This is a genomic window from Mycolicibacterium helvum (genome assembly GCF_010731895.1).
Lineage (GTDB): Bacteria > Actinomycetota > Actinomycetes > Mycobacteriales > Mycobacteriaceae > Mycobacterium > Mycobacterium helvum.
On record NZ_AP022596.1, the window covers coordinates 5,479,290 to 5,501,118 of the forward strand.

Sequence of the window (21,829 nt, forward strand, 5' to 3'; positions counted from 1 at the left end):
GCGGTCTGGTCTGGGAGCAGGAGAAGAGAATGACGGATGTCGTGAGCAACGCCCCGGGGGACGTCACCGGAGAGGCCGCCGCACGACCGCACGAGCACAGCCGCACCGGATTGTCCGCCGATGCGCTGCGCCGCGCGATCGCCGATCACCTGGTCTATTCCATCGCCCGGCCGCCGAGCGTGCTGACCACCGAGCACTACTACCGCGCGCTGGCCCTGGCGGTCCGCGATCGCATGCAGCAGCGCTGGATGGCCACCACCCAGGACCTCCTGCACGGCCCCGCCAAGGTGACCTGCTACCTGTCCGCCGAATTCCTGATGGGGCCGCAGCTCGGCAACAACCTGCTCAACCTGCAGATCGAGAAGCAGGCCCGCGAAGCGCTGGCCGCGCTGGGCCAAGATCTCGACGTGATCCTGGAGTGCGAGGAGGAGCCCGGTCTCGGCAATGGTGGCCTCGGCCGGCTGGCCGCCTGTTACCTGGACTCGCTGGCCACCCTGCAGCGCCCGTCGATCGGCTACGGAATCCGTTATGAGTTCGGCATTTTCGACCAGGAGATCCAAGACGGCTGGCAGGTCGAGAAGACCGACAACTGGCTCGTCGCCGGCAACCCGTGGGAGATCGACAAGCCCGACGCCAGCTACTTGGTGAACTGGGGCGGGCGCACCGAACAGTACGAGGATGTCGCCGGTAACCACCGGGTGCGCTGGATCCCCCGCCGGGTGATCAAGGGCGTGTCCTACGACACCCCGATCCAGGGCTACGGCGTGAACACCTGCAACACGCTGACCCTGTGGAGCGCCCGTTCGATGTCCTCGTTCGCGCTCGACGCGTTCAACACCGGCGATTTCTACAAGGCCGTCGAGGATGAGGTTCTCTCGGAGAAGATCTCGAAGGTCCTCTACCCCAACGACGAGCCCGAGGCCGGCAAGCGGCTGCGGCTGCAGCAGCAGTACTTCTTCGTCAGCTCGTCACTCCAGGACATCCTGCGGATTCACCTCGAGCGGGCCCGCCTGCCGCTGACCGCGCTGCCGGACAAGTGGGCCATCCAGCTCAACGACACCCACCCGTCGATCGCAGTCGCCGAACTGATGCGCCTGCTCCTCGACGAACACCACATGGGGTGGGACGAGGCGTGGGAGATCACTGTCGGGACCTTCGCCTACACCAATCACACACTGCTGCCCGAGGCGCTGGAGACCTGGCCGCTGGGCATCTTCTCCGAATCCCTGCCACGGCACCTGGAGATCATCTACGAGATCAACAACAGGTTCCTCGAGGAGGTGGAGGCCAAGTTCCCCGGCGACGAGGACCGGGCCCGCCGGATGTCGCTGATCGGTGAGGACGGCGGCAAGAGTGTGCGGATGGCACACCTGGCCACCGTCGGCAGCCACGCCGTCAACGGCGTCGCTGCGCTGCACTCTGAATTGCTGAAAGCCAGTGTGCTGAAAGACTTTTACGAGATGTGGCCGGAGCGGTTCGGCAACGTGACCAACGGTGTCACCCCGAGGCGTTTCCTGGCTCTGTCCAACCCGGGGCTGCGGACCCTACTCGACGAGACCGTCGGCGACGGGTGGCTGTCCGACCTGGAGCAGTTACGCGGTCTTGAGTCTTATGTCGACGATCCCGTGTTCCGGGAGCGTTGGCGAGACATGAAGCGCGCCAACAAAAGTCGTCTCGCCGAGTACGTGCATTCCGCGACCGGAATCGAACTCGACCCGACGTGGATGTTCGACATCCAGGTGAAGCGGATCCACGAATACAAGCGCCAGCACCTCAACGTGCTGCACATCATCACCCTCTACAACCGGCTCAAGCGCAATCCCGGATTCGCGATCGCGCCGCGCGCGTTCATCTTTGGCGGCAAGGCTGCGCCCGGCTACTTCATCGCCAAGCGGATGATCAGGCTGATCACCGCCGTCGGTGCCACCATCAACAACGATCCCGACGTCAACCGTTACATGCGGGTGGTGTTCCTGCCGAACTTCAACGTCAAGAACGCCCACCTGATCTACCCGGCGGCCAACCTGTCCGAGCAGATCTCCACCGCGGGCAAGGAAGCCTCGGGCACCGGGAACATGAAGTTCATGATCAATGGTGCGTTGACCATCGGGACACTGGACGGCGCCAACGTCGAGATCCGCGAAGAGGCCGGGCCGGAGAACTTCTTCCTGTTCGGCATGACCGTCGAAGAGGTGGAACAGCTCAAGGCCGACGGCTATCGGCCGACCAGCTTCGTCGAGCGCGACCCCGAGCTGGCCGAGGTGCTCGAGCTGATCGCGCAGGGCACGTTCACCCACGGCGACACCGAGGTGCTGCGGCCGCTGGTCGACAACCTGCTGCACCACGACCCGTTCCTGGTGCTTGCCGACTACCGCTCGTATGTCGACTGCCAGGCCCGGGTGAGTGCTGCCTGGCAGGATTCCGACGCCTGGTCGCGGATGTCGATCCTCAACGCGGCGCGCAGCGGCAAGTTCTCCTCCGATCGCGCGATCGCCGAATACTGCGACGAGATCTGGCACGTCGGCGCGATGCCAGTGACGCTCTAGTTCAGAACCGACGTGTGTTGGGTGCATCGACGCTACGTTGAGAGCGCGTCGCGAGGGCTGAATCGCGATCTGTGCGCAGAATCGACGGGTGGCAGCTATCCCCCTTGAGATCCGAAAGGCCGCAACGGTCATCGCGATCGCCATCGTGTTGGCGTCGAGTTTCGCAGCCGCCTACACCGTCGCACTCGGTCGTCCATCGCCGCGCAACTTGCCGGTCGGCGTGGTCGGATCGACGGGCCTCACGGCGCCGTTCGTCACCGCGTTGCACCGCAACAAGAACGAGTTCGACGTTCATCAGTACGCGACGCGCGATGACGCGGTCACTGCGATCAACCAGCAGCGCATCACCGCGGCCATCGACGCCACTGCGGCGCCGCCTCAGCTGTTGCTGTCCAGCGCCAGTGACCCATCGGGTTCCCGCGCCCTGATCCAACTGGACCAGAGCCAGCCGGGACAGTTCATCCTGCCGATCGTCGACCTGCACCCGCTGCCGCCGTCCGATCCGGCCGGGCTGGCCACCTTTTATCTCGTCATCGCCGCCACCATCCTGGGCTTCATCACGATGTTCCAGCTGCGGGCCAACGTCAAAACGCTCAGCCTGCGGCGCTGGCTGGCCTGCCTGATGTTGCTCGCTGTCGTCGGCGGGGCGGCGCTGGCCGGCGTCACCGGACCGGTCCTGGGCGCGCTGAGCACGCCGTTCCCGCAACTGTGGCTGCTGACTTCGGTGCAGATCGCGGTCGCGGCGTTGTTCAACTCGGCCATGCTGGTGCTGATCCACCGGTGGGCCATCATCCCCACCTGGCTGGTGTTCATCCTGCTCGGAAACACCTCATCGGGCGGGGCGGTGTCCGCGTCGCTGTTGCCCCAACCGTTCGCGTTCCTCAATCACGCGCTGCCCAGCGGCGCGACCGTGTCGGCCATTCATGCGGCGACGTACTTCCCGGACAACCAGCGCACGCTGCCGTTCATCGTGCTCGGGGTGTGGCTGGTGGCCAGCCTGGTCGTGTTGATCGTCTCGTCGCGCGCACTGCATCGCTCTCCGGCGGCGTGAGGACCTAGTCTGGTGGGATGATCCCCGCCGGCCGTATCACCTCGATCTGGCGTTATCCGGTCAAGTCGATGCTGGGTGAGCAGCTCGCCGAGGCCGAGATCAACGAGCTCGGCCTGCACGCCGACCGCACCTGGGCTGTGCGTGACGTCGCGCTCGACGCGACGACCAGCGCCAAGCGGCTGCCCGGCCTGCTCTGGCTGACGGCGCGCTATGCGCAGGCGCCGACGCCGGACGCCGGGCCTGGCCGCGCGCCGGAAGTCATCATCGCCTTCCCTGACGGCGTCGAGGTCACCAGCTCCGATCCTGGTGTGCACCAGGCACTGTCGCGCTATCTGGACCGTGAGGTTGAACTTCGGCCGCTGCCGCCTCTCGACCGTCGCGACCAATACCGCGGGCCGATGGCCACGAAAACTGACCTGCGCACGATCTTCGGCCTCGAGGACGGCGAACCGCTGCCTGACCTGTCGATGTTCCCGGTCCGAAAGCTCGCCGAGATCAGCCGTTACGCAACGCCAGTCGGCAGTTATGTCGATGCGTATCCCGTCCACATCGTGACCGAGCAGAGCCTGGCCGCCATGGCTGCGCTGGCACCGGATTCCGATTTCGACGTCCGGCGGTTCCGCCCGACGATGGTGGTGGATGCCCCAGGGGCGTCGCCGCATCCGGAGTGGGACTGGTGTGGCGGCACGCTGCACGCCCCGCACGCCGACCTGCAGCCGCTGATCCCCACCATCCGCTGCGTGATGCCATCCCACGAACAGCCCGAACTTAAACGGGACAAGGAGATCACCCGGACCATCGCCGCCCACTCGCGGCGCTGCCTCGGTGCATACGGCAACATCACCCGAGCCGGCCGGATCGCCGAAGGTGATGTGCTGCAACTAGATCCGCTGAATCGCTCGACGATCGGCACCACCGCGGGATCAGGTGCGGCGAAGGTGAAACGGGCCGTGATGCGGGCGGTGTCGGCGGCTATGCCGACCGGGAAAGGGAGTTGACCATGCGTCATGCCGTCGGAGTTGTGGGTGTGCTGGTCGCGCTCTTCGGATCGTTGTGGGCGCTGCAGGGGTTCGGTGTGGTTCAGGGCAGCCCGATGAGCAACACCACGACCTGGTCGGTCATAGGGCCGATCACCGCACTGATCGGTGTCGGTCTGGCCGTCTGGGCCTGGCGTCCCCGGCGTTAAGCGGTGCAAACCCAGACTCTCGCCGTCTGTTAGGTGCCCGCGCCGAAGCTGTAGTTGTCGAGCGAAAGTCCGAGTAACTGTGTCGATCACTACAGGCCCAGGGGAAGGGGCCGCAGCGTCAGCCGACGTCGGCGACGATCAGTCGATATCCGAGGTCGAGATGCGTTGTTCTGGCGAGGTCAGCGTGTCGACGCTGCCAGGAGCCGTCGGCAAGGTCCGACCGAAGGCGCGAAAGGCCTTCTTCTAGGCGTCTTCGCGGGGTTGAGGCGAACAAGGACATGCCGGCTTGGGCCGCGGCCTCGAGGTAGAGGTGTGGTCGGCGCCAGTAGGCGCCTCCGAACCCGTCCGTGCAGTCGTGGGGTACCGGGACCGGCACTACGACGGTTCGGTCCTCGCCAAGCAGCGAAGTCAGTCTCCTCACCGGGACGGCCAGCCGCGCGTCGGTCTCTGCGGCAGCCGGAAGGTACTCGCGCAAGAGCCAGAATCGGCTGAAAACTTCATGTTCCCAGGTAAATACGACGACGCGGCGCCGTGCGACGCGCGCCATCTCCGCCATTCCGGCGGCAAGGTCGGTCCAATGATGAACTGTCAGGATGGCCATCGTGGCATCGACGGCGCCAGTGCCGAGAGGCAAGTGCTCGGCGGTCGCCTGGACCGCCGGAGGGCTGCCGCCAGTGCGTTGGTCGATCATGACCCGACTTGGTTCCACGGCCACTACGGTGCGCGGTGTTTCGTAAGAGCCCGTCCCTGCACCGATGTTCGCCACCGACTCCATGTCGGTCAGAGCGTCGTGTATGGCCGCAGCGATGCGGGCATCCGGGCGGCGAGTGACCGAATAGGTAGATCCGGTCCGGTCGTATCTGCTCATCTGGCATCCACAGCGCTCGTCTGTCGGGTTGGTCTGGCCAATCAGACTAGATCAATCGCCCACAGGCGATAGAGCGATGCTTCACCTTGCGGGACAACACGTCTGGGTGGTGTAGACCCAGTGCAGAATCAGGATGATCGCGGCGACCGGGTAGCTCGCCCAGAGGACGATGATCGTGGTTCGCCGTGATTCGAACGGGGACATCGACTGGGGCGGAATGGGCTGCCCGGCCGGCTCAGAAGTCGTCGGCGGGTAAGTACCGTCGACCGGAGATCCAAACCGTTTCTAAAGAAGTTGTCGTGCGACACTCAGGCGCTGGCGCCACCACGTGATTCGCTCGGCGTCCTCGAGCGAGAATTCCGCGATACGTGCGGTATCGGGTGCTGGCGCCATCGGGGCCACCGGCAGGTAACCCTCGACCGGAATCAGCGCGCGGCCGTCCGAGACGATGTCGCCGGCCAACGCTGTGGCGGTGCCCAGCCCGCAGGCGAACGGCAGCTCGGGCAGCGCACCGGCTAGCGCCAGTCCCCCGGCCAACCCGATGCTGGTTTCCGACGACCCGGACGCCGCCGAGACCACACACGGCAGATCGCTGCGTTCGGCGAACCGCAGCGCCCGGCGCACACCGCCGAGCGCGCCGACGGTCAGGATCGCAAGGTCGGCGACCTCCGACAACGCCGGTCCGCCAGCGCTGAGAGTCGACGCGTCGACTGCCAGCCGCACATCAACGCGGCGGCGTACCGCTGCCAATTCCGCCGCCGTCGCGCACGGCTGTTGCACGAATTCCAGGCCACCGGCAGCCCGGTCGAGCACCGGAATCAGCTGGGCGGCGGTGTCGACATCCCAGGCGTGCTCGACCACGCAGCGGATCGATCCATCCGGTCCCAGTGCGGTGCGCACCGCCTCGAGCCGGGAGGCGTCTTCGGGCTGCCCGGTGACTCGCACATCCGCCGCGCGGCACCCGCTGCCCGCAACGATGGCACCAGCATCCTGCGGATTCACCGCAGGCACCGGCACCGCCACCGCGACCCGGCCGCGGACCACATCTGGCCAGCCGACCGTGCCGCCCTCGATGGCCGATGTCAGCCAGCGCGCCGCCGTCAGATCGTCGCCATCCCGAGGCGGACAGAACTCACCCCAGCCCTGCGGTCCCTCGATCAACATCCCCTCGCAGGCGGTGAAGCCGCGATAGGACTCGCGAGCGGGGATGGCGAAAACCCGCGCGCCGTCGAAATCGATCAGTGCCTTCACGCCGATTAGGAGGCGGATCCCGCCGGCGACCAGTAGGCCAGCATCTCGGCGAAGGTCTGGAAGGCCGGGCGGGACATGCCGTAGGTGGCCTCGAAATGGATGCTCAACGGAAATCCGAGATCGGCGACGCCGTCGATGACCCGCTTGTAGAGGTCGACCAGCAGTCGCCGCTTGACGTCGGGGTCGCTGTCGGCCAGCGTGCGTACGAAATCCTGCTCGGGCACGACAGCGGCATTGCCCGGGTCCTGGATCAGCCAATTGATCAGCCCGACCCGGCTCTCGACCTTCGGGACGAAGCCGAACGACAGCAGGATCTCCGGGCGGAAGTCCGTGGTGGCGGCGAACTCGGTCAGGAAGCCGACGATGGCGTCGGAGTAGAGCAACTGGGTCATGCCGTAGGTGGCGCCGCGGCCGCACTTGAAACCGAATCGGCCGGCTTCACCGTCTCTGGTCGGAATCAGGATCGCCCCGCGGTTGGGGACGAGGTCGGAAAAGATGTTCAGCGCATCGGTCGGTGCGACGCCGGCGCCCTCGCCGTCGTTCATGGTGCGCGGAACGCCGACGAAGACGATCCCTTCCATGCCCGCGCCGAGGAGCTCGGTCAGCCGCCCGGTCAGCGTCTGTTCGTTCATGAAGGCGGTCACCTGGGTGCACAGGCCACGCACGCCAGGCAGTTCCGGTGAAATGCGGGACCAGTAGTCGAGCACATCGAGCTTGGGCTTCATCTCGATCGGACGCCCGTCGTCCTCTTCGATCATCCCGGGGATCATCACGTGGCCGATGCGGCCCTCGAGGCCGGTCTCCGCGGAGAACTGCACGACCTTGCGCGCCTCCGCCAGCACCTCGTCCGGAGTGCGATCGGTGTTGGGCGGCACGAGTTCGAGCGCGACAGTGTTGAGGGGCACGAAACTGCTCCTGACAAGACGACTGGGTCCCCGGGGTGCGAGCCGGGATGGCCGCCGGACGCGATCCGCCGATCACCATACAGAAGGCCCGGTCTGGGACCCACGTCGCTCTGTGACCGCGGTGCGCAAAGCGCGGTGCGCAAACCCGTGAGAGGGTAGTTTTCTCGGATAGCACCGCTGTCGTGGCGCGTCCGTGTTCGAGGGGTCAGCGATGATGGGTCGGAATCGAATCCGCGCGGTCGGCTCGGTGGCGTTGGCCGCCGTCGGCATCGTGGTGTTCACCGCGTGCGGAACCAAGGCTCACGAACCGACTTCCTCCACGAGCCCCTCGGTGTCACCGACGAGCAAGGTCACCATGCCTGGGCAGAACAACTTCAGCCCGTCTCCGATTGCGCCGCTGAACCCCACGGCCAGCCCGGGTAACCAAATCACTCAGCGTCCCTGACCTGGGTATTTGAATTCAGCTGCGGCCAACTCTTGACTGATTCCAGAAAAGGGACGACGATTTCACCGTGACCTCGATGTCGGATCTTGCCGACCAGCTGCGGACCGCGCAGCTGCGGGTCACCCGCCCGCGCGTCGCGGTGCTTGAGGCAGTCCATGCCCACCCGCACGCCGACACCGACACCATCTTCGGAGCGGTTCGTGCCGGCCTGCCCGAGGTATCGCGCCAGGCGGTCTACGACGTTCTGCACGCGTTGACCGCAACCGGGCTGGTGCGGCGCATTCAGCCGTCCGGTTCGGTGGCCCGTTACGAAGCGCGCGTCGGTGACAACCACCATCACGTGGTCTGCCGGTCCTGCGGTGTGATCGGCGATGTCGACTGTGCCGTCGGTGATGCGCCCTGCTTGACGCCATCCGATCACCACGGATTCGTCCTGGATGAAGCCGAGGTCGTCTATTGGGGCCTGTGCCCCGACTGTTCTGCCCGACAGATTTCGCGAGCACAACCGTGATCGCAGCCCAATTCACCACCCCCGAAAGGAAATACAGTGCCTGAGGAAACCAGCCCCCCAATCGGAGCGGCTCAGACCGAGCCCGCCGAAAGCGGCTGCCCGATGCGCATCAAGCCGCCCGTCGAGGGTGGCAGCAACCGCGACTGGTGGCCCAACGCGGTGAATCTCAAGATCCTGCAGAAGAATCCGCCCGCCATCGACCCGACGGACGAAGGCTACGACTACCGCGAGGCCGTCAAGACGCTCGACTTCGAGGCATTCGAGCGTGATTTCGATGCCCTGCTGACAGATTCGCAGGCCTGGTGGCCCGCCGACTTCGGACACTACGGCCCGCTCTTCGTCCGGATGTCTTGGCACGCCGCCGGTACCTACCGGGTGGAGGACGGCCGCGGAGGCGGCGGGCGAGGGATGCAACGCTTCGCACCGCTGAACAGCTGGCCCGATAACGTCAGCCTGGACAAGGCCCGCCGCCTGCTGTGGCCGCTCAAGAAGAAGTACGGCAGCAAGATCTCGTGGTCAGACCTAATCGTCTACGCCGGAAACCGGGCCCAGGAGCACATGGGGTTCAAGACCGCCGGTTTCGCCTTCGGTCGCCCCGACTTCTGGGAGCCCGAAGAGGACATCTACTGGGGCGCCGAGCACGAGTGGCTGGGTTCGCAGGACCGCTACTCCGGCAGTGACCGGACCAAGCTGGAGAACCCGTTGGCCGCCAGCCACATGGGTCTGATCTACGTCAACCCCGAAGGCCCCGAAGGCAATCCGGATCCGGTCGCAGCAGCCATCGACATCCGCGAGACGTTCGGCCGGATGGCGATGAACGATATCGAGACCGCGGCCCTGATCGTCGGTGGCCACACCTTCGGCAAGACCCACGGCGCCACCGATATCGAGAACGGCGTGGAACCCGAAGCGGCCCCGCTCGAGCAGTTGGGCCTGGGCTGGAGCAACCCCGGCGTCGGCAATGAGGCCGTCAGTAGCGGTCTGGAGGTGACCTGGACCCATACCCCCACCAAGTGGGACAACTCATTCCTGGAAATTCTCTACGGCAACGAGTGGGAGCTCACCAAGAGCCCCCAGGGTGCCAACCAGTGGAAGCCCAAGGATGGCGGCTGGGCCAACTCGGTGCCGATGGCGCAGGGCAGCGGTAAGACCCACCCGTCGATGCTGACCACTGATCTGTCGATGCGGATGGATCCGATCTACGGCGAGATCACCCGCCGCTGGCTGGATCATCCCGAGGAGCTCGCCGAGGAGTACGCCAAGGCGTGGTTCAAGCTGCTGCACCGTGATCTGGGTCCGGTGGTCCGCTACCTCGGACCGCTGGTGCCCAAGCAGACCTGGCTGTGGCAGGACATCATTCCCGCAGGCAAGAGCCTGTCGGCCGATCAGGTCGCCACGCTCAAGTCGGCGATCGCGGACTCGGGTCTGACTGTGCCGCAGCTGGTTTCGACTGCCTGGAAGGCTGCCTCGTCCTACCGCAGCAGTGATATGCGAGGCGGCGCCAACGGTGGCCGGATCCGGCTGCAGCCACAGCTCGGCTGGGAGGCTAACGAGCCCGACGAACTGGCTCAGGTGATCAGCAAGCTGGAGCAGATCCAGGCCTCGGCGGGTGTCGACGTGTCCTTCGCCGACCTGGTGGTGCTGGCCGGCAACGTTGGTGTCGAAAAGGCCGCCAAGGCGGCCGGTTTCGACATCGAGGTGCCGTTCACCTCGGGTCGCGGTGACGCCACCCAGGAGCAGACCGACGTCGAGTCGTTCTCCTACCTGGAGCCGAAGGCCGATGGGTTCCGCAACTACGCGGGCAAGGGGCTGTCCCTGCCTGCCGAGTACCACCTCATCGACAAGGCCAACCTGCTGAATGTGTCGGCGCCGGAGATGACGGTGCTGGTCGGCGGCCTGCGGGTGCTGGGCGCCAATTTCGGTGGCACCAAGCTAGGTGTGCTGACCGACAACCCGGGTGCGTTGACGACGGACTTCTTCGTCAATCTGCTCGATATGAGCACCAAGTGGGCGCCAGCAACCGACCAGTCGGCCGACGACGGCACCTACATCGGCACGGACCGCGCCAGCGGTGCCGACAAGTACACCGCCAGCCGGGTGGACCTGCTGTTCGGGTCGAACTCGCAGCTGCGGGCGCTGGCTGAGGTGTACGCCGAGGATGACGCCAAGGAGAAGTTCGTCAAGGACTTCGTCGCGGCCTGGGTCAAGGTGATGGACGCCGACCGGTTCGACGTCTGACCTCAAGCAGTAAGCGAAACCCCGCGGGCGTTGCCCGCGGGGTTTCGTCGGTATTGGGAGCTGGTGTTGCCCACCGAGCGGGTCACCGGTGTTGAATCCCGCTGTTCTCGTCATCGAGACCACTGGTCTCGACGTGGTCTAGGCGGCGAGCACCGCCGGATGCCCAACCGCCGAGCGTGGGGGGTATCGATCGAAATCGTCGGCAGACTCACCGAAATCCCCCACCGACGGCGCGCGACAGCGCCTTAGCGGCAGCCGCCGGCGCTGACCCAGCGGCCGTTGTAGCCCACACAGCCGCTGACCGGCGGCGGCGGAGGCGGCGGAGGCGGCGGGTAGTCCTCGGGCAGCGGCGCGTAATAAGACGGCGGCGGCACGTAGGGCGCCATCACGTCGGACAGGTTGGCGCAGCCACTGACCGTGACCCGGCGGCCGGCGCTGGCGCACACGTCGGCATGCGCCTCACCGCTGGGCGCAATGGTGACGATCGCGGCGGGAACACCGGTCAGCGCCAGCAGTGCCGCTCCGGCAACCCCCCAGGTTCGCATCGCATGTCGTTTCATCCGCGTCCTCTCCCCTGTCTCACTCGTGCAGCGGACTATACCGACGCCCGCTGTGCGCCAACGGGGCTTCAGGGCCGGTGCTCGCGGGCGCGTCGCATCCGGACCGCCACTGCCACTGCAACCAGCACTGCTAGCGCAACGAGCCACGGCCAGGCACTCGTGCGGTACACCCAGCCGGCTATCGTGCCCTGCAGTCGGCCGGCCGCGGCGATGATCGGATCGGCGGGATTCCCGTCGGCGCTGAACAGCCGGATCTCGTAGAGACCGTAGTAGCCGACATAGAGACCGACGGCGATCAGCACGACACCGCTGATCCGGCTGACGTAAGGCAGCAGCTGGCGCATCTTGTCGATCAGCGCGGTACTGGTCAGGGCGATCCCGACCGCGAGCACGCCGACCACCAACGCCAGGCCGGCAGCGTAGGCGGCGTACACGAGCACGGCGCCGGCCACCGACCCGCTGCGCATCGTGCTGCCGGTGACCGCGAGAAACGGCCCGATGGTGCAGGACAGCGACGCGATCGCATAGCCCATCCCGTACCCGAACATCGACCCCAGCCGCGCCGTCGGCGCCCATCGCCAGCGCGACCCGACCGGATTCCAGGCCAGTTCGCGGCCGGCCAGCAGCCAAATGCCAAGGGCGACAAGGCTGATCCCAATGACGATGGTCGCATACGGAAGATAACGCTGCACGACGGTGGCGACTGGAACCGTCAAGAGCCCGAAGAGGCCGAACACCGCGAGGAATCCCAGTGCCATCGCAGCGGTCGCTGCCAGCGCGCGCCCCACCGCCGCGGTACGGCTCGGATCTGCGCCCTCACCACGAACGACGAGCGTCAGATAGGCCGGCAGCATGGCGAATCCGCACGGGTTCAGCGCGGCGACCATCCCGGCGGCCAGTGCTAGGCCGGTCAAGTTTGCATCCACGGATACCTCAGGACACCAGCGCGTGCACCCGGTCGCTGAGTTCCTGTTCCGACATCGCCGAGGTCGGGTTGTTCACGAACGTCGACGACCCGTCGGGACGAAGGAACACATACGCGGGTTGCCACGGCACGTTGAACCGCGCCCAGATCGAACCGTCGGCATCGTTGAGGTTGGTGAAGTTCAGGTTGTACTTCGAGACGAAGCCTTCCATCTGCCCCACGTCGGAGCGCGCTGCGACCCCGACGAAGGTGACCTTCGGGTTCGCGGCCGCGACCTGGCTGACGTTCGGGGCCTCCTGATTGCAGAACGGGCACCACGGGGTCCAGAACCACAGCACCGCCGGTTTGCCCTGCAGACTTGCGCCGTTGAACGGGGCTCCGCTCAGGGTCGTGCCGGTGAACGCCAGCTGGTCCTCGGCAATGGCTGCCGGCGGTGTGGCGACTCCCACGGTGAGTACCGCCATCAGCACGGCCAGAGCCTGCAACGTGCGGTGTAACCAGAGTTTCATGGCATGGCCTCCTGGCCGTCGGGGCGGACTGCTCTTGTTGTCACGTTTACCCGCGGCCGTTCGGTTCAATCGGAGACATTGACAGTTTACGTGACGTAACGGAACATAATTGTTCGTGACAACCCCCGATCGCGGAATCCTCTCGGTCAGCCCAGAACCGGCGCGCGGTCGTCCCCGGGACCCGCGCACCGACGAAGCGATCATGACGGCCACCCGCCGGCTGCTCACCGATGTCGGCTACGACCAGGTGTCGATGGAATCGATCGCCCGCGCGGCCGGGGTGAGCCGTCCGACCATTTACCGCCGCTGGCCGTCCAAGGCGCACGTGGTCTTCGAGGCCGCATTCGGTACCGACGCCGGCAGTGCCGCGTTGCCGCGTTCTGGCGATTTCGAATCCGACCTGCGGGAGTTCATTCGCGGTGCGGTGACTTTCTGGCGCGAGCCGGTGGTCGAAGCCGCGACGATGGGCATCCTCGCCGAACGCCGCCGCGACTCCGAATTGCACATCCGCACACAGCAATTGCTCGACGATCGGATCCGTGGCGAGCTGGCCGACCTGGTCAGCGCCGGCGCCGAGCAGGGAGTGGTGCGCGCCGATATCGACACCGACACGTTGTTCAACGTGCTGGTCGGTTCCACCTTCTATAGCGCCCTCGTGGACGGGCGCGACGACACCGACCACCTGGTCGACAGACTCTGCTCCCTGGTCATGCAGGGCGCGCAGGCACGAGAGAAGGAATGAACATGTCCCACGACGGAAAGACGACGGCGGCAAACGAATTGTCACAGGCCTTTCACGAATTGCTGGACGAGCTCGGCTCGTTCGAGCGCAAGTTCCTGGCCGCCGATCCCCCGCTCGAGGAAGCCGACATCCTTGACGGGTATCGGCTGACGTTCACCCTGCTGCGCGTGGCGGTCGACGCCTACGTGTGGGGTGACAAGGCCAATCCCCGGTTCGTCGACGTCATCGGGCCCTATCAGCGATGGGGCGGGGACAACACCGACGCTTTCTACCAACTGGCCCCGGTCGACCCCAATCGCACGTACCGGGTCACCGGGAACCGGGGTGACTCCGTCTACCTGTCGATCACCGTCTACGGCGGCCCTGACGACGGCCATTACAGCAATCGCATCGTCGGCACGATGAACGACCGCTCCCTGCAGTTCGACGACGACGGCAATTTCGAGTTCACCATCAGCCCCGACCCGCAGCCGGGCACCTGGCTGAAGCTCGAGTCGGATGCCGTTGTCGCGCTGACCCGCGACTACCTGGAGAACCCCGAGACCGACCGGCGCGTGCAGTGGAAGATCGAAGCCGTCGACCCACCCGCCCGCAAGCAGGACGACCGCGCCGACCTCATCCGCCGGCTGCGATCGGCCAGGACCTGGCTCAACGAGCAGTACTCCTTCCTCCCGACCCGGGTCGAGCCGCCGAACGAGATCGCCGAACCGTATCCGGTGCCTCAGCAGACCTACGGCTGGGCCGCAGGCGATGCCGCTTACGCGATGGGGGCCTACGAACTGCAGCCGGGCCAGGCGCTGATCATCGACGGCACCTCACCGTCGTGCGTGTTCTGGAATCTGTGCCTGTGGAACCCCTTCCTGCACACCTACGACTACTCCTACGAGCGGGTGACCATCAACGGCGCGCATATCAGCTACGAGCCCGACGGCTCCTGGCGAATCGTGGTGAGCGACATTGATCCCGGCCATCCCAACTGGGTATCGACGGCGGGGCGCACCAAGGGCCTGATCTGGCTGCGCTGGTTCCTGCCGGACGAGACGCCGAAGCGGCCCACCTGCCGGGTCGTGGACGTCGCCGAGGCTTCCGCATGACCGCTGGGGTGCAGCGGCCCGAGGCCATCAGGTTCACCGATCTGGCCAACCCGGTGTTCCCCGAGGCCGCCAAGCCGATGCGTGAGGCGCTGGCAGGCTACGGGTCGATCTTGGAACTGACCTCAGAGGCGTTGCTGACCACCGCAACTGAGCGCACCGGACTCGACGGCTGGGGCGACGACAGCTTCCGCGAACGTCTCGACGTGCTGACCGAATCGTTGCGCGAGGAGACCGGGCTGTCCGACGTCGGCGTCGCCATAGTCTTCGAACAGCTGGTCGGCAATTTGGTCAACCGGCTTCGCTTCGAGGCGCTCATCGCCGCGCATCCCGAGATCGAGGATGTCGACATCACGCGGCCGATCATCATCTGCGGCCTGCCCCGCACCGGTACGACTCACCTGCACAACTTGATCGCTGCCGACCCCAACCTGCGTTATCTGCCGTACTGGGAGAGCCTGGAGCCCTTCCCCACCCCCGGTGAAGAGGACTCCGCGCGCCGGGATCGATGTTCGACCGGGCTGGATCTGGTTGACACCTCGATGCCCGATTTCAAGCGGATGCACGATATGACTGTCGACCATGCACACGAGGAAATTCAGCTGCTGGCCAACGACATCTCCGGCATGCTCTTCGAAACGACCTACCACATACCGACATTCGCCGCGCATTACAAGTCCCACGACCAGGGGCCCTCGTATGCCCATCTCAAGCGGCAACTGCAGGCCATGCAATGGCTACGGGGCGGAACTCGCTGGGTACTGAAATCCCCGCAGCACCTCGAACAGTTCGCCACCCTGTACGCCACCTTCCCGGATGCGACATTCATTGTGACGCATCGTGATCCGGTCGAGGTGACGCGCTCAATGCTCACCATGATCGTCTACGCCTCCCGCATGGCCTGCGCGCAGCCAGATCCTGCCAAGATCGCGCGAACCTGGCTCGACCGGGCCGACGACCTGTTCAGCGGCTGCCTGCACGGCCGCGACGTGCTGCCGGCCGAGCAGTCGATCGACGTGCGCTTCACCGACTTCATGGCCGACGAACAGGGCACGCTCTCGGCGATCTACGAACTGGCCGACCAGCCCTACGGCGACGACGTGCGCGCGGCAATGGCTGACTTCATCGCCGCGCACCCGCGCGGACGCTACGGCGAGGTGATCTACGATCTCGCCGACGTGGGACTCGACCCTGCGGAGGTGGCCGACCGCCTGAGCACTTACCGAGACCGCTTCATCGGCTGAACGCTCGCAGCTCGGCGTACGCCTCGACCAGTGCCGCGATGGGGAACCGCCGATTCCGACCGCTCGGATTGGGCAGCACCCAGGCCGTGGCGCCGGCAACGGTGTCGCGTTGGAGCCCCCACGCCACGCTGTTCGTTCCGAGCACCACCGACATTGCGGGCTTCCCCAGGAAGGCCAGCACGCGCGGCGAGACTGCACGCATCTTCGTCTCGAATGACGCGAGCGCCTGCCGGATCTCGTGAGCTGACACTGCGCGTGCCTCGGCGGTCGGTCTTGTCACGACCGCAGTGATGCCGCAACGGTATTCAAGCAGGCGGCGCTCCTCGGAAGGTGCCAACTGCCGATCGGTGAACCCGGCGAGATGGATCGCAGTCCAGAACCGGTTGGTCGGGCTGGAGAAGTTGTATCCGTCGGCTTGTGCGGTCAGCGCAGGGTTGATTCCGCAGAAGACGATATCCAAGTCGTTGGCCAGGATGTCTGGCTGGTAGGTCCGCTCAGGTGGAGTCGTCATTGGGTGCTCGGCGTTCGGGAGCGCGACAGCCGCGCCAGTCGAGTGCGATCGACCAGCACGCAGCCATGTGCGTCGGCCAGCTGTTGAGCGGCCCGCGTGTAGCGGTGGTTGGACACCACCATCGTCGCCGTGCAGTCGTAGACGGTTGCGCCGGCCACCACCTGCTGGATGGCGGCGCCGTTGACCACGCGGCTCTGCCGCTTGCACTGCACCGCGGTGCGGATACCGTCCCTGATTGCGATCAGATCGACGCCGAAATCGCCAGTCGCTCTTGTCAGCTCGACGGTGTAGCCGACACCCCGCAGTACCGCGGCGACGTAGCGCTCGAATTCCACGCCCGCCATCGCGTCCACTGCGGCCTGCCCGGAGGCGCGGTAAAGCGCATCACGCCTGACCTTTCGGCGATAGCCGAGCCAGACCAGCAGTGCCCGCCACGCGCAGACCGGCACGCCCACCGCACTGACGACAGCTAGCACCCACACCGCCTTGTTGAGCTGGCCGACGAGCGCCAGTAGCGCTGTCGTGGCAATCCACAACCCCAGCCATTGCAGTGCCGTCCTGACCGCGGCCGCGTCCTCGCGCACGGCGCCACCGTAGCTGCGGGCACCGACAGGGAGCCGGGCAATGAGGCACAGCGGCCAAATCGTGACCCGTTCGCATCGAGTTTGGCGCAACGGCAGCAATACAGTGCTCTGATGCTCGCGATTCTCCGCTTCAATTTCGCCTCTCCTGGCGGCGATCCCGGTGTGCAGGGTGAATTGCTTTCCGCGGCATTGGAGTTGGCGCAGTTCGGGGATCGGCACGGGATCGCCGCGGTCAGTGTCGATGAGCACCACGCCACCGGGCACGGTTGGAGCTGTAACCCGGTCATGATCGCGGGCATGTTTCTGGCTCGCACGGCCAACATCTTCGCCAGCATCGACTGTGCGCTGGGGCCGCTGTGGAATCCGGTTCGAATGGCCGAAGACATCGCGCTGATCGACGCGATGAGCCGCGGCCGCCTGCACACCACCGTCGGCCTGGGTTACCGCGAAGTGGAGTACGAAGCCCTCGGGGTGGACTTCGGCCGCCGCGGCGAACTGATGGATCAGCTGCTGGAAAAGATGCTGGCGTCCTGGACCGAGGGTTCCAGTGTGGTGTCGGGAACCTGGACCAGCCCGCATCCACCGCTGTATCTCGGCGGCGGGGTGCGGGCGACTGTCCGGCGGGCCGTGCGGTTCGGCCTGCCCTTGAGCCTGCCCGACCACCGCCCCGACCTGGCGGAGTACTACACCGAGTTGTGCCGCGAAGCGGGTCAGCGACCATTCGTCCTCATGCCACCAGCGGTCAACCGCGGGATGATCTACCTGCACGAAGACCCCGAGCGAGCCTGGGCCGAGCTCGGCGAGCACATCCTGTGGGAAGCGGTCACCTACGGACGATGGTCTGACGACCCGTCGCGGTCGGTCATGCATCTGCCCGGTGTGCAGACCCTGGCCGAAGTTCAGGCGTCTGGCAGATACCGATTCCTGACTCCCGACCAGCTGATCGACGAGGTACGTGCGTCGGCGAACTACGGCCCGATCGTGATGCATCCACTGGTCGGTGGCATGCCGGTGGACGAGGCCTGGAAGTCGGTAACTCTACTTACGGACGAGGTCCTGCCCGCCCTGCGTTAGCCAATCTGGCGGTCGAGGTTGCCCGAATTCGGGTATCGGTGGTGAAAACTGGTTCTTAACAGAGTTTTAGCCGCCGCTCCCGGTCACCTTAGATTTGCCGCATAGCGTACGAGTCAGGTTGAGGCAGCCGACAGGCCGCCACACACGCAACATGACCGAATGGAGCAGCCCATGACGAGCTTCACGTCACGGTACGGAAACCCCATCGTCGATTACCGGGGCGCCCATATCCGAGCACACTCCCGCCATGTGGCCACCGTCGTCGCGGTCAGCGGGCGCATCGATTCGGCCAACCTCGATCACGTCGCCGACTTCGCGAAGAAGCTGGTCCTCGCCGACAAGCCCTTCGTTCTGGACCTGTCCGGCGTGAGCTCGTTTACTCCGCAATCGATTCGTTTGCTGTGCGATATCGACGACATCTGCAACTCGGTGGGAGTGGAGTGGGCCGTCGTGGGCAGTGACGCGGTGAACCGCCGTCTCCGCCGGGACAGCGACGTTGTCTTCCCGGTCGTCGGTTCGGTCGCCGAGGCCGAGCACGAGTTCGACGACGCGATTCTGAATCGCCGCCGCTTTCTGCTGCCTCTGCTGAGCAAGACCGCTTAATAGATTTTGACGGTTAGGTCGGCTAGGCATCGCCGGGTTACCCTGGTTGACGTGCGTCTATTTACAATAGTGCTCACTGTCGGTGCGCTGGCGGTAGGAGCTGGGGCGGGTATCGCGACGGCCGACCCCACCACTACCCCGGCGCCCGCACCTGCACCGACGACTTCCGATGCGCCGACGGGGCCTGCCCCGGGACCGACATCGTCGCCGGCTTCCCCGGCACCGACGTCGTCCCCTGGGGCGACCTCGTCCCCCGCGCCGACTCCGGCGGGTGGGCCCAAGAGCTCGATGGACTCCGACGGCACTTACAAGGTCGGCGTCGACATCGTGCCCGGAACGTACGCCACGGCGGGACCGGTCGAGGGTGGCGCCTGCTACTGGAAGCGGGTCGGCGGACCCGACGGCCAGACCAACTTGGACAACGGGCTGACCAAGAAGGCACAGGTCCAGCAGATCGATCCCGGTGACGCCACCTTCAAGACCGACGGTTGTCAGCCGTGGACGCTGACCGATGCTCAGCCGCCGGCTGCACCGGGACCGCTGATGTCACAACTTCAGCTGCGCCACTACCTCGACCAGCTCAACGGGATGTCCGGGGCGTCCGGCAACGGGCAGCTGCCGCCCTACTGAGTGCCTGACTGACCGCATCAATGCGATCTGCCCGTGGACGAGAGCCAGGGCGGATTGGCGAGCATCGGGAGAAGCTCGTCGAGCTCTTTTGGTCGGCTGAAGTAGTAGCCCTGCCCAAAGTCGCAGCGATACTCGCGGAGCTGTTCGAGGGTGTCGCGACGCTCGATGCCTTCTGCAACGGTCGCCATCCCCAGTTCGTGGGCGAGGTTCATCACTGCCCTGACCACCGCCGCCGCCCGCGGGTCGTTGGTGACCGGGGCGATGAAGTGCCGGTTGAGTTTTACGTGGTCGATGGGCAGGTCTCGAAGGTAGGAAAGCGACGAGTAGCCACTGCCGAAGTCGTCGATGGCGATCCGGATTCCGCATGCCCGTAGGTCGTGCAGCACGAGCTTGGTCTGCTCCGGGCCATTGAGAAGGAAGTCCTCGGTGATCTCGATGATCAGTGAGGAGGAATCGAGGCCGCGCGCCGCCAGCGCGGCCGCGACCGTGGCCACAAGTCTCAGGGTGGTCAGCGAAGGGGCCGAGACATTGACCGCAACCGGAACGTCGAAGCCGCTGGTGTGCCACCGACGCGCGCCGTCCAGGGCCTTGTTGACCACGAGATCGGTGACCGCTCCCATTAATCCGTGTCTACGGACCAGCGGCAGGAACTCGTCGGGCGCCAACACGCCGCGCCTGGGGTGCGGCCAGCGGACCAACGCCTCAACCGCCACGATCTCGAGCGTGCGCAGATCAACCTTGGGCTGGTACACCAGTGCCAGTTCGCCCTGATCGATCGCTCGCCGAAGCTCGCCCAGTAGCTGGACCCCGTGAGTCCGCTCGCCATCGGCACCGGAGCCGGAGTCCGAATGCGTGGTGCCGGTACCGAAGAACTCCGCTTCCATCTCGGGGGCGAAGGTGTGGACGCCGGCGACTCGGGACGTCTTGGCCGCGTCCAGGGCGATGGCTGCGCGTTTGAGAAGCTCGGCGGTGGTGATCTCGTGGTCGTCGCGCTCGGCGAGGGCAAGTCCGAAACTTGGCCGGGCGATCAACTCGCGGTCGCCGAGGACGAACGGACGGTCGAATGCCTCGGCCACCCGATTGGCGATGACCTGAGCCTGACCGGGGCTGCCCTCGATGAGGACCGCGAACTCGTCGCCGCCGAACCGCGCGACCGTGTCACCCGTACGCACGGTCGCGACGAGCCGTTCGGCGACCAGCATGAGAAGCACGTCGCCGGCGCCGTGACCCAGAGTGTCGTTGACCATTTTGAAGTCATCGAGGTCGAGTGCCATGACCCCTACCGATGACCCATCGCGATGGCGGATCTGCATCGCATGCCCGACCCGGTCGACGAAGACCGCGCGATTGGCCAGACCGGTCAGCGGGTCCCGCAGTGCCTGGCGGGTCACAGCGGTGAACAATCGTCGGTTCTCGGCGACGACGATCAGCTGGCGTGCCAGAAACGCAATGATGAGCAGCGCACCCGCGGTTGCCAGCGGTCCCCGCACCCCGTCATCCGGGGGTTCGGAGAAGGTGGCGACCGCGGATGCCGCCGCCACCGGCACGAACGGCAGGAAGACCGACGCCGGCGAAGGCGGCCGCGCGATGACGGTGTCTCTGCGCGCGTGGGACGGCCCGGTGACGGCGGCAGCGATGCACAACAGCAGCCCGGCCAGCCAGCCAACCGTGACGATCTGATAGTCGAGTGTTTTCCGAGCCGCGAACAAATGGATGACGACATCGTTGGTCAGCGCGATGCAGAGGCTGGCCAGTGCGATCAAACCTATCGTCATGCGTTGACCCGGCTGCGCATGCAGATACACCAGCACCGCAACCGTGATGACCACTGCGTCGAGGATCGGGTACGTCATCGACGCGGCCAACGGAACGGGTTCGGCGGCCTGGGAACGGTCGATGTCTCCCAAGACCTGGGCCCAGAGCACGATCACGATCGAACCGGCGACCACCACCCCGTCGAGTAGCACTCGGATGCGTGTTGTCGTGCTCAAGCCGGTACTCAGTAACAGCAAAGCCGCACAGGCCCCAGCGGGCAGCAATGCCCGGATCAGATCAGCGGCCGGAGAGAACGCAGTGGTGTGTCCCGCAAGGGCGTACCAAGCGCGGGCCCCGATCCCAACGGCGAACCCGCCGAGTCCGAATGCCAGCGACAGCCACGCGGCCCGAATGACCCCGCCGGTCAGAGTCGCGGCTCGTAGCGTGGCTACTGTGGCCGCTACGGCAGCGAGCAAGAGTGCGAATCTGACGGCAGTGACAGTCGAATCGGCCGGCGTATCCCACAATGCAAAAGCGGTAAGTGCCAGTAATCCAGCCCCAGCCGAGGTCGCGCCGAAGGTTGCCCTGCCACTGGTGTGC

General features: G+C 65.8%; 22 protein-coding genes. 13 read left to right on the top strand and 9 right to left on the bottom strand.

Translation table 11 applies throughout. The annotated features are described in order from the left end of the window. Nucleotides 1-29: 29 nt before the first annotated feature. The 4 genes from G6N38_RS25740 (at nucleotide 30) to G6N38_RS25755 (ending at nucleotide 4,783) form a co-directional block, all read left to right on the top strand. Nucleotides 30-2,546: a glycogen/starch/alpha-glucan phosphorylase gene (locus tag G6N38_RS25740; protein ID WP_163750958.1), complete on the top strand. Its 2,517-nt coding sequence runs from the start codon at nucleotides 30-32 to the stop codon at nucleotides 2,544-2,546. A gap of 88 nt (nucleotides 2,547-2,634) precedes the next feature. After that, complete coding sequence (locus G6N38_RS25745; RefSeq protein ID WP_163750960.1) at nucleotides 2,635-3,597, top strand: DUF3533 domain-containing protein; 963 nt, start codon at nucleotides 2,635-2,637, stop codon at nucleotides 3,595-3,597. Nucleotides 3,598-3,614: 17 nt separating this feature from the next. Next, nucleotides 3,615-4,595 carry an MOSC domain-containing protein gene (locus tag G6N38_RS25750; protein WP_163750963.1) on the top strand — a complete coding sequence of 327 codons (981 nt, stop codon included), beginning with the start codon at nucleotides 3,615-3,617 and terminating at the stop codon, nucleotides 4,593-4,595. Nucleotides 4,596-4,597: 2 nt separating this feature from the next. Continuing rightward, complete coding sequence (locus tag G6N38_RS25755; RefSeq protein ID WP_108054416.1) at nucleotides 4,598-4,783, top strand: hypothetical protein; 186 nt, start codon at nucleotides 4,598-4,600, stop codon at nucleotides 4,781-4,783. A gap of 118 nt (nucleotides 4,784-4,901) precedes the next feature. Here G6N38_RS25755 and G6N38_RS25760 read toward each other — a convergent pair whose 3' ends face one another. The 3 genes from G6N38_RS25760 to G6N38_RS25770 all read right to left on the bottom strand — a co-directional run bounded on the left by G6N38_RS25760 (nucleotide 4,902) and on the right by G6N38_RS25770 (nucleotide 7,807). Then, nucleotides 4,902-5,651 (bottom strand): class I SAM-dependent methyltransferase, encoded by a 750-nt coding sequence (locus G6N38_RS25760; RefSeq protein ID WP_163750965.1) that lies wholly within the window; start codon nucleotides 5,649-5,651, stop codon nucleotides 4,902-4,904. A 285-nt stretch (nucleotides 5,652-5,936) separates the two neighbouring features. Beyond that, nucleotides 5,937-6,902, bottom strand: coding sequence for an enolase C-terminal domain-like protein (locus G6N38_RS25765; protein WP_163750967.1), 966 nt, complete (start codon nucleotides 6,900-6,902; stop codon nucleotides 5,937-5,939). A gap of 5 nt (nucleotides 6,903-6,907) precedes the next feature. Further along, a complete protein-coding gene (locus G6N38_RS25770) occupies nucleotides 6,908-7,807 on the bottom strand; it encodes a mycobacterial-type methylenetetrahydrofolate reductase (protein WP_163750968.1) in 900 nt (299 codons plus the stop codon). Between the two features lie 211 nt (nucleotides 7,808-8,018). Between G6N38_RS25770 and G6N38_RS25775 the strand changes: the two genes are divergently transcribed. From G6N38_RS25775 to katG, 3 genes are all read left to right on the top strand, one after another. Further along, a complete protein-coding gene (locus G6N38_RS25775; protein ID WP_163750969.1) occupies nucleotides 8,019-8,252 on the top strand; it encodes a hypothetical protein in 234 nt (77 codons plus the stop codon). Between the two features lie 76 nt (nucleotides 8,253-8,328). Next, nucleotides 8,329-8,763, top strand: coding sequence for a Fur family transcriptional regulator (locus tag G6N38_RS25780; RefSeq protein ID WP_407663018.1), 435 nt, complete (start codon nucleotides 8,329-8,331; stop codon nucleotides 8,761-8,763). 102 nt (nucleotides 8,764-8,865) lie between these two features. After that, nucleotides 8,866-11,001: a catalase/peroxidase HPI gene (gene katG, locus G6N38_RS25785; protein ID WP_163752400.1), complete on the top strand. Its 2,136-nt coding sequence runs from the start codon at nucleotides 8,866-8,868 to the stop codon at nucleotides 10,999-11,001. Between the two features lie 245 nt (nucleotides 11,002-11,246). Here katG and G6N38_RS25790 read toward each other — a convergent pair whose 3' ends face one another. The 3 genes from G6N38_RS25790 to G6N38_RS25800 all read right to left on the bottom strand — a co-directional run bounded on the left by G6N38_RS25790 (nucleotide 11,247) and on the right by G6N38_RS25800 (nucleotide 12,995). After that, the gene (locus G6N38_RS25790; RefSeq protein WP_163750971.1) at nucleotides 11,247-11,561 is read right to left on the bottom strand and encodes a hypothetical protein; all 315 of its coding nucleotides are present in this window, start codon (nucleotides 11,559-11,561) and stop codon (nucleotides 11,247-11,249) included. 68 nt (nucleotides 11,562-11,629) lie between these two features. Continuing rightward, entirely contained in the window at nucleotides 11,630-12,487 is an 858-nt protein-coding gene (locus tag G6N38_RS25795) for a cytochrome c biogenesis CcdA family protein (protein ID WP_163750972.1), read from the bottom strand. A gap of 7 nt (nucleotides 12,488-12,494) precedes the next feature. Further along, nucleotides 12,495-12,995, bottom strand: coding sequence for a protein disulfide oxidoreductase (locus G6N38_RS25800; protein WP_163750973.1), 501 nt, complete (start codon nucleotides 12,993-12,995; stop codon nucleotides 12,495-12,497). 115 nt (nucleotides 12,996-13,110) lie between these two features. On the opposite strand from G6N38_RS25800, the gene G6N38_RS25805 reads away from it, so the two are divergent. From G6N38_RS25805 to G6N38_RS25815, 3 genes are read left to right on the top strand one after another with little or no spacing between them, the layout of a single operon-like run. After that, nucleotides 13,111-13,737, top strand: a complete 627-nt coding sequence (locus tag G6N38_RS25805) for a TetR/AcrR family transcriptional regulator (RefSeq protein ID WP_246227440.1) — start codon at nucleotides 13,111-13,113, stop codon at nucleotides 13,735-13,737. Nucleotides 13,738-13,739: 2 nt separating this feature from the next. Next, the gene (locus G6N38_RS25810; protein WP_163750975.1) at nucleotides 13,740-14,831 is read left to right on the top strand and encodes a DUF1214 domain-containing protein; all 1,092 of its coding nucleotides are present in this window, start codon (nucleotides 13,740-13,742) and stop codon (nucleotides 14,829-14,831) included. Then, complete coding sequence (locus G6N38_RS25815) at nucleotides 14,828-16,072, top strand: sulfotransferase family protein (protein ID WP_163750976.1); 1,245 nt, start codon at nucleotides 14,828-14,830, stop codon at nucleotides 16,070-16,072. Before G6N38_RS25810 ends, G6N38_RS25815 begins: the two co-directional genes overlap by 4 nt. Here G6N38_RS25815 and mug read toward each other — a convergent pair. Together mug and G6N38_RS25825 are read right to left on the bottom strand one after the other, a co-directional pair. Further along, complete coding sequence (gene mug, locus G6N38_RS25820) at nucleotides 16,062-16,583, bottom strand: G/U mismatch-specific DNA glycosylase (RefSeq protein ID WP_163750977.1); 522 nt, start codon at nucleotides 16,581-16,583, stop codon at nucleotides 16,062-16,064. The genes G6N38_RS25815 and mug overlap by 11 nt on opposite strands. After that, nucleotides 16,580-17,167 (bottom strand): restriction endonuclease, encoded by a 588-nt coding sequence (locus G6N38_RS25825; protein ID WP_163750978.1) that lies wholly within the window; start codon nucleotides 17,165-17,167, stop codon nucleotides 16,580-16,582. The genes mug and G6N38_RS25825 overlap by 4 nt, the downstream gene beginning before the upstream one ends. 108 nt (nucleotides 17,168-17,275) lie before the next feature. Between G6N38_RS25825 and G6N38_RS25830 the strand changes: the two genes are divergently transcribed. The 3 genes from G6N38_RS25830 (at nucleotide 17,276) to G6N38_RS25840 (ending at nucleotide 19,474) form a co-directional block, all read left to right on the top strand. Continuing rightward, the gene (locus G6N38_RS25830; RefSeq protein WP_163752402.1) at nucleotides 17,276-18,241 is read left to right on the top strand and encodes an LLM class flavin-dependent oxidoreductase; all 966 of its coding nucleotides are present in this window, start codon (nucleotides 17,276-17,278) and stop codon (nucleotides 18,239-18,241) included. Nucleotides 18,242-18,412: 171 nt separating this feature from the next. Beyond that, on the top strand, nucleotides 18,413-18,844 hold the full coding sequence (locus G6N38_RS25835) for an STAS domain-containing protein (protein WP_163750979.1): 432 nt from the start codon (nucleotides 18,413-18,415) through the stop codon (nucleotides 18,842-18,844). Between the two features lie 111 nt (nucleotides 18,845-18,955). Then, nucleotides 18,956-19,474, top strand: a complete 519-nt coding sequence (locus G6N38_RS25840; RefSeq protein ID WP_163752405.1) for an Rv1352/Rv1906c domain-containing protein — start codon at nucleotides 18,956-18,958, stop codon at nucleotides 19,472-19,474. A gap of 17 nt (nucleotides 19,475-19,491) precedes the next feature. Here the strand turns inward: G6N38_RS25840 and G6N38_RS25845 are convergent, their stop codons facing one another. After that, nucleotides 19,492-21,705 (bottom strand): putative bifunctional diguanylate cyclase/phosphodiesterase, encoded by a 2,214-nt coding sequence (locus G6N38_RS25845; protein ID WP_163750980.1) that lies wholly within the window; start codon nucleotides 21,703-21,705, stop codon nucleotides 19,492-19,494. Between the last annotated feature and the right edge of the window lie 124 nt (nucleotides 21,706-21,829).